The 12,553-nt window shown below is 67.1% G+C and carries 13 protein-coding genes; 10 read left to right on the top strand and 3 right to left on the bottom strand.

Annotation, left to right across the window (positions count from 1 at the left end; translation table 11 throughout):
- Positions 1-58: 58 nt before the first annotated feature.
- Complete coding sequence (locus ACFPPA_RS12450) at positions 59-724, bottom strand: DUF502 domain-containing protein (RefSeq protein ID WP_377320311.1); 666 nt, start codon at positions 722-724, stop codon at positions 59-61.
- Between the two features lie 265 nt (positions 725-989).
- On the opposite strand from ACFPPA_RS12450, the gene ACFPPA_RS12445 reads away from it, so the two are divergent.
- Complete coding sequence (locus tag ACFPPA_RS12445) at positions 990-1,517, top strand: RNA polymerase sigma factor (RefSeq protein WP_377320309.1); 528 nt, start codon at positions 990-992, stop codon at positions 1,515-1,517.
- A gap of 2 nt (positions 1,518-1,519) precedes the next feature.
- Positions 1,520-2,164, top strand: coding sequence for a hypothetical protein (locus ACFPPA_RS12440; RefSeq protein ID WP_377320307.1), 645 nt, complete (start codon positions 1,520-1,522; stop codon positions 2,162-2,164).
- An 87-nt stretch (positions 2,165-2,251) separates the two neighbouring features.
- Here the strand turns inward: ACFPPA_RS12440 and ACFPPA_RS12435 are convergent, their stop codons facing one another.
- Positions 2,252-2,704 (bottom strand): DUF4442 domain-containing protein, encoded by a 453-nt coding sequence (locus ACFPPA_RS12435; RefSeq protein ID WP_377320306.1) that lies wholly within the window; start codon positions 2,702-2,704, stop codon positions 2,252-2,254.
- Positions 2,705-2,810: 106 nt separating this feature from the next.
- Positions 2,811-3,686 carry a thioredoxin gene (gene trxA / locus ACFPPA_RS12430; RefSeq protein ID WP_377320304.1) on the bottom strand — a complete coding sequence of 292 codons (876 nt, stop codon included), beginning with the start codon at positions 3,684-3,686 and terminating at the stop codon, positions 2,811-2,813.
- 130 nt (positions 3,687-3,816) lie between these two features.
- Here trxA and ACFPPA_RS12425 point away from each other — a divergent pair, with 130 nt between their 5' ends.
- From ACFPPA_RS12425 to nadD, 8 genes are all read left to right on the top strand, one after another.
- Positions 3,817-4,434: a paraquat-inducible protein A gene (locus tag ACFPPA_RS12425; RefSeq protein WP_377320302.1), complete on the top strand. Its 618-nt coding sequence runs from the start codon at positions 3,817-3,819 to the stop codon at positions 4,432-4,434.
- Positions 4,431-5,063, top strand: coding sequence for a paraquat-inducible protein A (locus ACFPPA_RS12420; RefSeq protein ID WP_377320300.1), 633 nt, complete (start codon positions 4,431-4,433; stop codon positions 5,061-5,063). Before ACFPPA_RS12425 ends, ACFPPA_RS12420 begins: the two co-directional genes overlap by 4 nt.
- Positions 5,056-6,759: a PqiB family protein gene (locus ACFPPA_RS12415; RefSeq protein WP_377320298.1), complete on the top strand. Its 1,704-nt coding sequence runs from the start codon at positions 5,056-5,058 to the stop codon at positions 6,757-6,759. The genes ACFPPA_RS12420 and ACFPPA_RS12415 overlap by 8 nt, the downstream gene beginning before the upstream one ends.
- A complete protein-coding gene (locus ACFPPA_RS12410) occupies positions 6,756-7,373 on the top strand; it encodes a PqiC family protein (RefSeq protein ID WP_377320296.1) in 618 nt (205 codons plus the stop codon). Before ACFPPA_RS12415 ends, ACFPPA_RS12410 begins: the two co-directional genes overlap by 4 nt.
- A 101-nt stretch (positions 7,374-7,474) precedes the next feature.
- Positions 7,475-10,345, top strand: coding sequence for a leucine--tRNA ligase (leuS, locus tag ACFPPA_RS12405; RefSeq protein ID WP_377320294.1), 2,871 nt, complete (start codon positions 7,475-7,477; stop codon positions 10,343-10,345).
- 5 nt (positions 10,346-10,350) lie between these two features.
- Positions 10,351-10,899: an LPS-assembly lipoprotein LptE gene (locus ACFPPA_RS12400; RefSeq protein WP_377320292.1), complete on the top strand. Its 549-nt coding sequence runs from the start codon at positions 10,351-10,353 to the stop codon at positions 10,897-10,899.
- Positions 10,899-11,909, top strand: coding sequence for a DNA polymerase III subunit delta (gene holA / locus ACFPPA_RS12395; protein ID WP_377320290.1), 1,011 nt, complete (start codon positions 10,899-10,901; stop codon positions 11,907-11,909). Before ACFPPA_RS12400 ends, holA begins: the two co-directional genes overlap by 1 nt.
- Complete coding sequence (gene nadD / locus ACFPPA_RS12390; RefSeq protein WP_377320288.1) at positions 11,906-12,538, top strand: nicotinate-nucleotide adenylyltransferase; 633 nt, start codon at positions 11,906-11,908, stop codon at positions 12,536-12,538. The genes holA and nadD overlap by 4 nt, the downstream gene beginning before the upstream one ends.
- Positions 12,539-12,553: the final 15 nt, after the last annotated feature.

The raw sequence follows: 12,553 nt of genomic DNA, 5'->3' as shown, positions 1-12,553 counted from the left end.
GTCAAAGGTCAGGGGGTGGCGCCGTGGCCGGAACTCCTCCTTTGCGCAGGGCGCTCCGCTACGGGCGGTCGGAAGGCAGGCGCGCGGGCGAGGCGGGCAGGGTGTCGGGGGCCACCGCGCCGCCGGAGATGATGAAGGCCATCGCCTGATCCATGGTCCAGTCGGTCGGGGTCAGTTCGTCCACCGGCACCAGCTCCAGATAACCGCCCGTCGGGTTCGGCGTGGTCGGGATGTAGACCGCGGCCATCTCGCGGCCGCTGCCTTCCTCGACCATCACCCGGGTGACGAAGCCGACCACCTTCATGCCGCGTCGCGGGAAGTCGATCAGCACCACCCGTTGCATGCCGCTGGGCTTGTTCTGCAGCACCGCCATCAGCTTCTTGGTGCCACCGTAGATGGTCTGCACCAGCGGGATGCGTGCCAGCACCCGGTCGAATGCATGGATGAAACGCTGGCCGATCACCCGGTTGGCGATGAAGCCGAGCAGGTACAGCGACGCCAGCGTGATCAGCAGCGCCACGATGAAAACCAGCCACTCGGTCTTGAGCGCGGCGGCGGCATTCGGAGCGATCAGCGACAGCGCGCCGATCATCGCGCCGACCAGCGGGGCACCGATGCCGGCCAGCATGCCGAGCACGAACTTGAACACCAGCCAGGTCACCCACAACGGGATGAAGGTCAGCAGGCCGGTGAGCAGGTAGCGTTTGACACGCAGTTGGCGCATGGGGACGGGATCCGTTTTCAGTGTCTGATGATGAGGGATTGTAGGGGGGCTGGCGGGGCGTTGCGAACGCGGGGCCTTGTTGCGATGCGTTGCGATCGGAGTTGACGGCTTTCGTGTCGCGGTCGAAGCGGCGGCAGATGCCGTGCCCCGTCGTCGTGGAGGAGTGGGCTTCGGGGCGGTCTCGCCATCGGCAAATCGTCGTCACTGTGATTTTTTCCCTTAGCCTGCGAATCATGGGGTGGATCACCTGGGAAAGCGGCCGGCGATGACATCGGGGAAACACCAGCAATGTTTTCAGGCGCTCCTGCACGAGCATCGGGGGATCGTGTTCAAGGTGGCGGGGCTGTACAGCCGCAGCGCCGCCGACCGCGAGGATCTGGTGCAGGAAATCAGCGTGCAGTTGTGGCGCTCGTTCGGGCGGTATGACGAGCGGCAGGCGAAGTTCTCGACGTGGCTGTACCGGATCGCGTTGAACGTGGCGATTTCGCAGTTGCGGCGGCAGCGCTGGTCGGAGGCCGACCGCTTCGAGCCGCTGCAGGCACATCACCTGGAGACGGTCGGCGGTGGCGAGGCCATGCCCGAGCCCGATGAGCGGCTGGGCGCGTTGTATGCGTTCATCGGCCAGCTCGACCCACTGAACCGGGCGTTGATCCTGCTGTACCTGGAGGACCGCGGCTACGCCGAGATCGCCGAGATCCTGGGCATCAGCGAAACCAACGTGGCGACCAAGATCGGTCGCATCAAGCAGAAACTGCGTGGGCAGATGACCGGCGCGGTAGCCATCGGAGCATGAGCATGGAACTCGACGAGATGAAACTGGCCTGGCAGGCGCTTGATCGCCGGTTGGACAAGCAGTACGCGCTGAACCTGCAACTGTTCCGCGATGGCCGGATGGACAAGCTGCGACGCGGATTGCGGCCGCTGGTCTGGGGACAGGCGATCCAGATGCTGCTGGGTTTGTTGCTGGTCGGTGTGGCGGTCGCGTTCTGGGCCACGCACTGGCACGTCATGCATCTTCTGATCTGTGGTTTGCTGGTGCTTCTGTACGGAGTGCTGCTGACCGCATTTGCTGCGCGGAACCTGTATCTGATCCATCGGATCGACCACGCCGCTCCGGTGCTGCAGATCCAGCGCCAGCTGGCTGACCTTCGTGCATGGCGCGTGCGGGTGGAGGCGCCAGTGAACGCCATCCTCGGTTGCTTCGTCTGGATTCCGGTGGTGTGGATGAATCTGGCATGGTACGGAATCGATCTGTGGTCGCGAACATTTTTCTACTGGTCGATCAGCAGCAGTCTGGTCGGCGTGGTGATTGTCGTTCTGGTGGTCTGGCTGATGCGTCGCGCGGGCATGGCACGCCGGATTGAAGACAATGCAGCAGGCCGCAGTATCCAGAAGGCCACAGCGACGCTCGACGAAATATCCCGCTTCGAGCAGGAGTGAGGCTTCAGCCAGCTGAGGTGTTGGCTTCTGGATGATTCCGGGCAGGAGCATCGAGGCTGAAGCCGCTCCCACGATCCAGATCGGGGCTCAGCGCGCCTTCGGCTTCAGCCGCACGTAGACCTGCTTGCGCACGATGGCGATGAGTTCACCGGCGGCGGTCTTCACCTCGGTCTCGAACCAGCGCAGCACCTTCTGCCCGCCGGCTGCCGCCGCGCGCAGCTCGTCGACCACGGCCGGCTCCAGCTTGAAGTGGGCGTAGACGTCCTCGCGGCCGGGTGCCACGAAGTCGATCGCGCCGGCCTTGTCCCACACGTAGTAGTCGTTGCCCAGCTGGTGCATCACCAGCAGCATCCAGAACGGGTCGACCATCGCGAACAGGTTGCCGCCGAACTGGCTGCGCACGTAGTTGCGATTCCACGGGCGCAGCCGCAGCACGACGCTGGCCTCGGTCCAGTCGTCGCTGAGCGACTGCAGGCGGATCGAGTTGCACAGGAACGGCGGCCACAGGTTGAGCAGGTGACGGAAGGTGCTGGGACGCATGGGAAGGGGTTCGGCAAGGAGAGACCGGCCAAGCATACCCGAACGTACGTGCGCGTATGGATGGCCGGCCAGCGCGGCTCCTCGCCGTGACGGCCGGGCCGTCCGCTCAGAACAGCATCGAGGCCATGCGGCGGCGATAACGGCCGACCAGCTCGGCATCGTCGAGCGTGGCGAAGGCGGCGAGCAGGCGCTTCTTCGCCTGGCCGTCGTTCCACTCGCGCGCTTTCTGCAGAATGGTGAGGAACTGTTCCAGGCCGGCTTCGGCGTCGCCCTGCTGCAGCAGACGCACCCCGAGCTGGTCGCGCGCGGCCCAGTCGCTGGCATCGGCCTGCACGCGCTGCTGCAACTCGGCCAGCTCGGGTGCGTCCTTCAGGGCATGCGCCAGATCCAGCGCGCTGCGCAGGCGCTGGGCGCGCGCGTCGGTGGCGAGGTTGGCCGGCAGCGCGGTCAGCTCCACTTCGGCGGCCTCGGTGCGGCCGCCCTGCATCAGCGCCAGCGCCAGTTCGAGTTTCAGTTCGGGCTTGTCCGGCGCGGTGGCGATCGCCTGTTGCAACCGGTTGATCGCCTGCTCGGGGGTCTCCGCCGCGACTTCGGTGGCGGCTGCCTCGGGCGCTTCCAGCGGCTGCACGTGGCGCGACAGGAATTCGCGCAGTTGGCCTTCCGGCAGTGCGCCGGCAAAGCCGTCCAGCACCTGGCCGTCCTTGACCAGCACCACGGTCGGGATGCTCTTGATGCCGAACATGCCGGCCAGTTCCTGCTGGCTGTCGACGTCGACCTTGCCCAGCCGGAAGGCGCCGTTGTACTCGGCGGCGAGCTTTTCCAGCATCGGCCCCAGGGTCTTGCATGGCTCGCACCAGCTGGCCCAGAAGTCCACCAGCACCGGCGTGGTCAGGGACGCCTGCAATACGTCGGCTTCAAAGGTTTGCTGATCCACGTCAAAGACATGGGCCAGAACATCGGGAGGGGTGGTGGCATCGGTCACGGAAAACTCCAGCTCGGCGAATACCCGGTTTCAGATCAGGGCGCCGGCCAGCATATCAAGCAGACCAGCGCGTTCACGATGGATTTGCGAGAATCCATCCATCGTCATGTTGGAATCAGACCCCGAAGGCATGGGCACGAGCTCACCCGAACCACTGCTGATCTGCGAACACTGCGACACGGTTTACCGTCGGCGCAGGCTGTCGCGTGGCGACGTGGCGCAATGTGCGCGCTGTCATGCGGTGCTGGAGCGGCACCACGGCATGAGCTCGAACACGCTGCTGGCGCTGGTGCTGACGGCGATGATCGCATTCACCCAGGCCAATCTGTGGCCGATCGTGACGCTGGGGTTGAACGGGCAGTACAGCAGCGCCACGTTGTGGGGCACGATCATCACGATGTGGCAGCAGCAGGCGCAGGTGGTTGCGGTGATCGCCGCCGCCACGCTGTTCTTCTTTCCGCTGATCAAGATGCTGTCGTTCGGCTGGCTTTACTGGTTTGCCCGCGATGGACGGCGGGCGCCGGGCTTCGTGCCGATCATGGTGACGATGCATTACCTGGGGCCGTGGACGATGAGCGAGGTGTTCGTGCTCGGCGCGCTGGTGGCGATCGTCAAGGCGCGCGTGTATTTCGAGGTGACACCGGACCCGGGCATTTATGCGTATGCGCTGCTGACCCTGATGATCACCGTGTTCGCCAGCGTCGACGTGCGCCGCCTGTGGGACACCACCGCGGAGCGCCCCGCATGAGTACGTTGCCGCGGGCGGTCGACCTGGGTGTGATCGGTTGTCGCGTATGCCACCTGGTGAGCCACGACACGCTCGGCGACGACGACTCCGCGCTGGCCTGCCCGCGCTGCGGCTCGCGGTTGCACCGGCGCAAGCCGGCCAGCTATTCGCGCACGTGGGCACTGCTGATCGCCGCGTTCCTGATGTACATCCCGGCCAACCTGTTGCCGATCATGCGCACGGCCAGCCTCAACGACATCGACGACAACACCATCCTCAGCGGGGTGGTCGAGCTGTGGGTCAAGGGCTCGCCGGATCTGGCCGTCATCGTGTTCACCGCCAGCATCCTGGTGCCGATGTTGAAGTTCCTGGTGCTGAGCACGCTGCTGCTGAGCTGTCATCGCGGCAGCGACTGGGCGCGGTTGCAGCGGGCCAGGCTTTACCGGCTGGTCGAGTTCATCGGTTACTGGTCGATGCTGGACGTGTTCGTGGTGGCGCTGCTGACCGCACTGGTCCGCTTCAGCGTCCTGAGCCGGGTCGAACCGTTGCCCGGCGTGATCTTTTTCGGCCTGACCGTGGTATTGACCATGCTGGCCTCGATGAGTTTCGACCCGCGTTTGATCTGGGATGGCAGGGACATAGATGACTGACGACAGCAACACCGGAGCGAACGGACCGACGGGCGACGAGCTGCCGCAGCCGGTCGTGGTGCACCGGCGATTCAACGCGTCGCTGATCTGGCTGGTGCCGGCGCTGGCCGCGCTGGTCGGCCTTTCGCTGGTGATCAACAACCGGCTGCAGGCCGGGCCGCAGGTCACCGTCAGTTTCCAGAGTGCCGAGGGACTGGATCCGGGCAAGACCCCGGTGAAATACAAGAGCGTGGTGATCGGCCGGGTGCACAAGATCCGCCTCAGCAGCGATCGCAGCCACGTGCTGGTCACCGTGGCACTGGAGAAGAGCGCGGAAAGTTTCGCTACCAAGGGGACCCGCTTCTGGGTGGTGCGCCCGCGCATCGGGCTGGGCGGCATCTCGGGCATCGATACGCTGTTGTCGGGGGCGTTCATCGGTGCCGATGTCGGCGACTCGAACCAGCCCGAGGAGCACTTCAAGGGACTGGAGACACCGCCGGCGGTCAATCACGGCGCGCCGGGCCGCAGCTTCGTGCTGCATGCGGAGGACCTCGGCTCGCTGGATATCGGCTCGCCGGTGTACTACCGGCGCATCCAGGTCGGCCGGGTGGTCTCCTATCAGCTGGACAAGGATGGCAAGGGCGTCTCGCTGCATTTCTTCGTGGACGGTCCCAACGACCGGTTCGTCACCATTTCCTCGCGCTTCTGGAATGCCAGCGGGATCGATCTGTCGGTGGGCGCCAACGGCCTGAAGCTCAACACCCAGTCGCTGGCCTCGGTGCTGGCCGGTGGCATCGCGTTCCAGGATCCGCGCGGGCCACACGACAGCACGCCCGCGCCGGAGGACACCAGCTACCAGCTGTTCAATGACGAGACGACTGCGATGGCGCCGCCGGATGGCGAGCCGCACTACATCCGCATGCGCTTCGACCAGTCCGTGCGGGGGCTGGCAGTGGATGCGCCGGTGGAGTTCCTGGGCATGAACATCGGCAAGGTGGTGTCACTCAAGCTGGACTATGACGAGAAGACCCAGCACTTTCCGGTGATCGTGGGGGCGCTGGTCTATCCGCGGCGGCTCGGCGGAGCGTACGACAAGCTCGAGGCGATGGCCCGCGAGCGCGGTGAAAACCCCGACCTGTCGCAGCTGATGGGCGTGTTGATCGGCAAGGGCCTGCGTGCGCAGGCACGTACCGGCAACCTGCTCACCGGTCAGTTGTACGTGTCGCTGGATTTCGTGCCGCACGTACCGAAGGTCGCGTTTGACCCGACCGCCAAGCCGCTGACCATTCCCACCGTGCCGGGCAGCTTCGACAAGCTGCAGGAACAGCTGGCCGAGATCGTCGACAAGATCAACAAGATCCCGCTCGACAGCATCGGCCGGAACCTCGACCAGACCCTGGCTGGCCTCAACGCCACCCTCAAGCAGGTCAACGGGCAGACCCTGCCCGAGTTCAAGAGCACCTTGCAGGGCGTACAGAAGACCATGGGCACGGCCAACGATGCGCTGTCCGGCGACTCGCCGCTGCAGCAGAACCTCGGCGCCACGCTGGAGCAGGTGCAGCGCATGGCGCGCTCGTTGCGCGTGCTCACCGATTATCTGGGCGGTCACCCGGAGGCGCTGCTTCGTGGCCGCCGCGGGGATGCGAAACCGGACAACCCGAAACCGGCCGGCGTCGCCGCGCCGGCCCCCGCGGCGCAGCAAGGGAGCAAGCCATGAACCGGATCGCCAGCTGTCTACTGGTGGCGGCGACCCTGTCGGGTCTGGCCGCCTGTGCCTCGGCGCCACTGCACTACTACACCCTGGTGACGCCGGCCGATGCGCCGGTGGTCGATGCCGGCACGCAGGCGCCGTCGCTGCCGTTCGAGCTGCTGCCGGTCAGCGTGCCGGCCCAGGTCGACCAGCCGCAGCTGGTGGTGCGTGAAGGCGGGCAGGGTGTAGCCCTGCTGGGCAGCGAACGCTGGATCGCCCCGCTCGGCGACGAGGTGCGCAGTGCGCTGTCGGCGGATCTGGCGCGTGAACTGCGCAGCCAGGATGTCAGCGGCCTGTCCGGCGGTGACAAGCCGCGACTGCGGATCACGCTGGATCTTCGCCGGTTCGACTCGCAGCCCGGCAGTTATGCGCTGATCGAGGCGGTGTGGAGCATGCGCCTGCTGCATGGCGAACACCCCGCCGCACTGACCTGCAGCAGCCGCATCAGCGAAACGGTGGGGCCGGGTTACGCCGCGCTGGTGCAGGGGCACCAGCGCGCGCTCGGCCAGCTGGCAAGCGACATCGCCACCGCGGGACGCGCGCTCGGCGCCGGCCAGCCGGCCAGCTGCCCGGCCGGCTGAGCGCGGACGGCTTGGCGCCCGGCTCGCGCTGGGCTAGTCTGCCCAGTTCACCGCAGCTCGCCAGCGTGGGCCTGCACCAACCGCATCACGGCACCGGAATCATGCAGCACATCCAAGACCCGAACTCTCCTGATCAGGGCGGCGCCGAAACGGGCGGCCATCCCGAGCAGGGTTATGCACCGCAGGCGGTGGAAGCCGCCGCACAGCAGTACTGGAACGCCGAGCGCGCTTACGAAGTCGGCGAAGACAGCAGCCGGCCGAAGTTCTTCTGCCTGGCGATGCTGCCGTACCCGTCCGGTGCACTGCACATGGGCCACGTGCGCAACTACACCATCAGCGACGTGATCAGCCGCTACCAGCGCATGCAGGGCAAGAACGTGCTGCAGCCGATGGGCTGGGATGCGTTCGGCCTGCCGGCCGAGAACGCCGCGATCAAGAACAACACCGCGCCGGCCAAATGGACCTACGCGAACATCGACCACATGCGCAGCCAGCTGAAATCGCTGGGCTATGCGATCGACTGGACCCGCGAGTTCGCAACCTGCCGGCCGGACTATTACCGCTGGGAACAGCTGATGTTCACCCGGCTGCTGAAGAAGGGCCTGGCTTACCGCAAGAATGCGGTGGTGAACTGGGACCCGGTCGACCAGACCGTGCTGGCCAACGAGCAGGTGGTGGACGGCCGCGGCTGGCGTTCCGGTGCGCTGGTGGAGAAGCGCGAGATCCCGCAGTGGTTCCTGAAGATCACCGACTACGCGCAGGAGTTGCTCGACGGCCTGGACACGCTGCCGGGCTGGCCCGACGCGGTCAAGACGATGCAGCGCAACTGGCTCGGGCGCAGCGAAGGGCTGGAGATCCACTTCGCACTGGAAGGCGGCGGCGAACCGCTGAGCGTGTTCACCACCCGCCCCGACACGCTGATGGGAGTGACCTTCCTGTCGATCGCCGCGGAACATCCACTGGCGCTGCAGGCGGCCCGCGACAACGAGACGCTGGCGGCCTTCATCACCGAGCTGAAACACGGTGGCGTGTCCGAGGCGGAACTCGAGACCCAGGAAAAGCGCGGTATCGACACCGGCCTGCGCGCGATCCACCCGGTCACCGGCGAACCGGTGCCGATCTGGGTCGCCAACTTCGTGCTGATGGGCTACGGCACCGGCGCGGTGATGGCGGTGCCCGGGCACGACCAGCGTGACTGGGAGTTTGCGCAGAAATACAGCCTGCCGATCAGGATGGTGATCGTCGATGCGTCGGTGATCGAAGCGTTGAACGCGATCCAGCACGACCTGTCGCTCGGCGTCGGCGGCGATCCGATGCGCGCGGCCCTGCAAGGGCGCGACAGCAACACGCAGGATATCTCCGCACCGGTGCGGGTCATCGAGGAATTCGAGCGGCGCATCCAGGAAGAGGCCGCCTGGACCCCGCGCGGCCTGCTGGTCAATTCCGGCGAGTACGACGGCATGGACTTCGAGCAGGCACTGGCCGCGCTGGCCACCCGCTTCGAGCGGGACGGCAGCGGCTCGCGCCGGGTCAACTGGCGCCTGCGCGACTGGGGCGTCAGCCGCCAGCGCTACTGGGGCTGCCCGATCCCGGTGATCTACTGCCCGGACTGCGGCGCGGTGCCGGTGCCGGAGGACCAGCTGCCGGTGGTGCTGCCCGAGGACGTGGCGTTCTCCGGCGTGCTGTCGCCGATCAAGGCCGACCCGGCATGGCGCCAGTGCGCCTGCCCGCAATGCGGCGGCGCGGCGGAGCGCGAGACCGATACGTTCGACACCTTCATGGAGTCGAGCTGGTACTACGCGCGCTACACCAGCCCCGGCGCCGACGCGCAGATCGACGAACGCGCCAACTACTGGCTGCCGGTCGACCAGTACATCGGTGGCATCGAACACGCGATCATGCACCTGCTGTATTTCCGCTTCTATCACAAGCTGCTGCGTGACGCGGGCATGGTGCATTCGGACGAGCCGGCGCAGAACCTGCTGTGCCAGGGCATGGTGATCGCCGAGACGTTCTACCGCGACAATGCCGACGGCTCGAAGGACTGGATCAACCCGGCCGACGTCGAGATCCGGCGCGACGAGAAGGCGCGCGTGGTCGGTGCCCTGCTCAAGGCCGACGGCCAGCCGGTGTCGATCGGTGGCACCGAGAAGATGTCGAAGTCGAAGAACAACGGCATCGATCCGCAGACCATGGTGGACAAGTACGGTGCCGACACCGTGCGGCTGTTCTCGATGTTCGCCGCGCCGCCGGAGCAGTCGCTGGAGTGGAGCGAGGCCGGCGTCGAAGGCATGGCGCGCTTCCTGAAGCGGCTGTGGCGCGAGGTGACCGCGCACGCGGCGAATCCGGATCATCCCATGATCAAGCCCGTGGTCGCAGACCGCTCCGCTTCCCTTCTCCCGCCTGTGGGCGAAGGTGCCGAAGGCGGATGGGGGGACGCCGCAGGCGTCGTCGATCCGGCGCTGCTCGACCCGGCCCAGAAGACCCTGCGGCGCCAGCTGCACGAGACGATCCAGAAGGTCGGCGACGATTTCGGCCGGCGGCACGCGTTCAACACCGCGATCGCCGCGCTGATGGAGCTGCTCAACGCGCTGGGCAAGTTCCACGACCAGAGCGACCAGGGCCGCGCGGTGCGGCACGAGGCGCTGGAGGCGATGGTGCTGCTGCTCAATCCGGTGGTGCCGCACATCAGCCATGCGCTGTGGCAGGTGCTCGGCCACGAGCAGACGGTGCTGGAGGATCAGCCGTGGCCGCAGGTCGACCCGGCCGCGCTGGTGCGCGACACGGTCACGCTGGCGGTGCAGATCAACGGCAAGTTGCGCGCTACCATCGAGCTGGCGGTCAACGCCTCGAAGGAAGAGGCCGAGGCGCTGGCGCGGGCGCAGCCGCAGGTGATCGGTTTCCTGGAGGGCCTCAGCGTGCGCAAGGTCATCGTGGTACCCGGCAAGATCGTCAACATCGTCGCAGGATGAAATCCATGAGCTTCATGAAAGCGGGCCGTCTGATTCAAGCCTCGTTGCTGCTGGTCATCGCGCTCGCGCTGAGCGCCTGCGGCTTTCACCTGCGTCAGAACGCGAGCCTGCCGCCGTCGATGCAGCGGGTGCACCTGGACATCAGCGGGAGCAGCGAATTCCAGCGTCACCTGGCGCGTGCGCTGGAAACCTCCGGCGTCACGGTCGAGGACGACAGCGGTCCCGGCATCGCGGAGCTGCGCGTGCCGGTGGCCAGGTTCAGCACCGAGACGGTGAGCGCGGGTGGCTACGTACGGATCACCGAATACGCGGTGCGCTACCACGTGCAGTTCGATGTGACCGACGGCACCGGCCAGACCCTGGTGCCGGTCCAGCGCATCGACATGTCGCGCGAGTACAGCTACGACGCCGGCAATACGATTGGCAACGCGTCGCAGGTCGAGGAGATCCAGCGCAGCCTCAACGACGACATGGTGCAGGCGATCCTGTTCCGCCTGCAGGCCGCCGGCCAGCATCAGCTGGCCGCACCGGCGGCCGCTTCCAGCGCACCCTGATGCCGCTCAGCACGGGCCAGTGGCAGAAGGCATTGGCGGCGGATCGCCTGGCGCCGGTCTATCTGCTCGCGGGCGAGGAGTTGCTGGTGCTGGAAGCCGCCGACGCGCTGCGCGCGCAGGCGAAGAAGCTGGGCTACAGCGAACGTGAAGTACTCGAGGCGGGTCAGCATTTCGACTGGAACGACCTGGCGCGTGCCGGTGCCAGCATGTCGCTGTTCGCGACCCGCCGCCTTATCGATCTGCGCCTGCCCACCGGCCGTCCGGGGATCGAGGGGGCCAAGGCGATCAACGCGTTCTGCGCCGATCCACCGCCGGATGTCACGCTGCTGATCACCGCGATGGAGTGGAGCAGCAAGCACGACGGCGCCTGGAACAGGAAGCTCGACGCCAGCGGCACGATGGTGGTGTTCAATGCGCCGCGGGCGCACGAGTGGGCCGGCTGGATCGGTGCGCGGCTGGCATCGCGCGGCCTGTCGGCCACGCCCGAGGCGGCGGCGCTGCTGGCCGAGCGGGTCGAGGGCAACCTGCTCGCCGCGGCACAGGAAATCGACAAGCTGGTGGTGTTGCACGGCGAAGGCCGCATCGATGCCGCCGAGATGGAAACGCTGGTGGCCGACAGTGCGCGCTACGACGCATTCAAGCTCACCGACGCCGCGTTTGCCGGCGACGGCGCCCGCGCGCTGCGCGTGCTGGCCGGCCTGCGTGCCGAAGGCGACGAGCTGATCGCGCTGATGGGCTGGCTGGTCAATCAGCTGCAACTGGCCCTGCGCCTTGCCAATGCCCGCGACTTCGCCGCCCAGGCCAAGGTCGAGCGGCTGTGGCAGGCACGCGAGCAGCTGTTTCGCCAGGCCCTGCGCCGGGCCCCGCGCGAGCACTGGCTGCAGTGCCTGGCCCGCGCCTCGCGCATCGATCGCATGGCCAAGGGTCGCGAAACCGGCAACCCGTGGCAGGAAGCCGAGCGACTGATCGCCGCGATCGCCGAACCGCGCGCGGCTGCCGCGCTGGCATGAAACCGCTGGCGATCTTCGGCGGCACCTTCGACCCGATCCACCTGGGGCACCTGTGCGTAGCCTGGGAGGCCTCCGAGCTGCTCGATGCCGAGGTGCTGATGATGCCCTCGGGCATCCCGCCGCACCGGCCGCCACCGATCGCCAGCGCCGAGCAACGGGTGGCGATGCTGCGGGTCGCGCTGCGCGACCAGTCGCGGCTGATCCTGGATACACGCGAGCTGGCGCGCAGCGGCTCGTCCTATACCGTCGACACCATGGTCGAGCTGCGTGCCGGGCACGGCGAGCGCCCGCTGGTCCTGCTGCTCGGTGCCGATGCCTTCGCCGGCCTGCCGGGCTGGCAGGGCTGGCGAAGGCTGTTCGAGCTGGCGCATATCGGGGTGCTGAGCCGACCGGGCGAGCAGGCGTTGCTGCCCGATGAGCTGAAGCGGGAGACCCATCATCGCTGGGTGGACGCTCCGGCGGCGTTGCGGTCGCTGCCGTCAGGCAAGCTGATCGCCCTGTCGGTCACACCGATGGAAATCTCCGCCACGCGGATCCGCGAGCTGATCGCCGCCGGACGCGAGCCGCGCTACCAGCTGCCGTCGGGTCTGTTCGACGATCCCGGCCTGCTGGCGCCGTACCGACGCTGAGCCACCCGCTCCGGC

This window comes from Rhodanobacter ginsengisoli (assembly GCF_042657065.1).
In the GTDB taxonomy this organism is placed as follows: Bacteria; Pseudomonadota; Gammaproteobacteria; order Xanthomonadales; family Rhodanobacteraceae; genus Rhodanobacter; species Rhodanobacter ginsengisoli.
Note: the sequence above shows the minus strand (reverse complement) of the source record. Positions and strands in the feature narration are given on the sequence as shown.

Bases quoted from the DNA above. Each gene is read 5' to 3' on its own strand.
- ACFPPA_RS12450 (WP_377320311.1), bottom strand. From the start codon at position 724: ATGCGCCAACTGCGTGTCAAACGCTACCTGCTCACCGGCCTGCTGACC.
- ACFPPA_RS12445 (WP_377320309.1), top strand. From the start codon at position 990: ATGACATCGGGGAAACACCAGCAATGTTTTCAGGCGCTCCTGCACGAG.
- ACFPPA_RS12440 (WP_377320307.1), top strand. From the start codon at position 1,520: ATGGAACTCGACGAGATGAAACTGGCCTGGCAGGCGCTTGATCGCCGG.
- ACFPPA_RS12435 (WP_377320306.1), bottom strand. From the start codon at position 2,704: ATGCGTCCCAGCACCTTCCGTCACCTGCTCAACCTGTGGCCGCCGTTC.
- ACFPPA_RS12425 (WP_377320302.1), top strand. From the start codon at position 3,817: ATGGGCACGAGCTCACCCGAACCACTGCTGATCTGCGAACACTGCGAC.
- ACFPPA_RS12420 (WP_377320300.1), top strand. From the start codon at position 4,431: ATGAGTACGTTGCCGCGGGCGGTCGACCTGGGTGTGATCGGTTGTCGC.
- ACFPPA_RS12415 (WP_377320298.1), top strand. From the start codon at position 5,056: ATGACTGACGACAGCAACACCGGAGCGAACGGACCGACGGGCGACGAG.
- ACFPPA_RS12410 (WP_377320296.1), top strand. From the start codon at position 6,756: ATGAACCGGATCGCCAGCTGTCTACTGGTGGCGGCGACCCTGTCGGGT.
- leuS (WP_377320294.1), top strand. From the start codon at position 7,475: ATGCAGCACATCCAAGACCCGAACTCTCCTGATCAGGGCGGCGCCGAA.
- ACFPPA_RS12400 (WP_377320292.1), top strand. From the start codon at position 10,351: ATGAGCTTCATGAAAGCGGGCCGTCTGATTCAAGCCTCGTTGCTGCTG.
- holA (WP_377320290.1), top strand. From the start codon at position 10,899: ATGCCGCTCAGCACGGGCCAGTGGCAGAAGGCATTGGCGGCGGATCGC.
- nadD (WP_377320288.1), top strand. From the start codon at position 11,906: ATGAAACCGCTGGCGATCTTCGGCGGCACCTTCGACCCGATCCACCTG.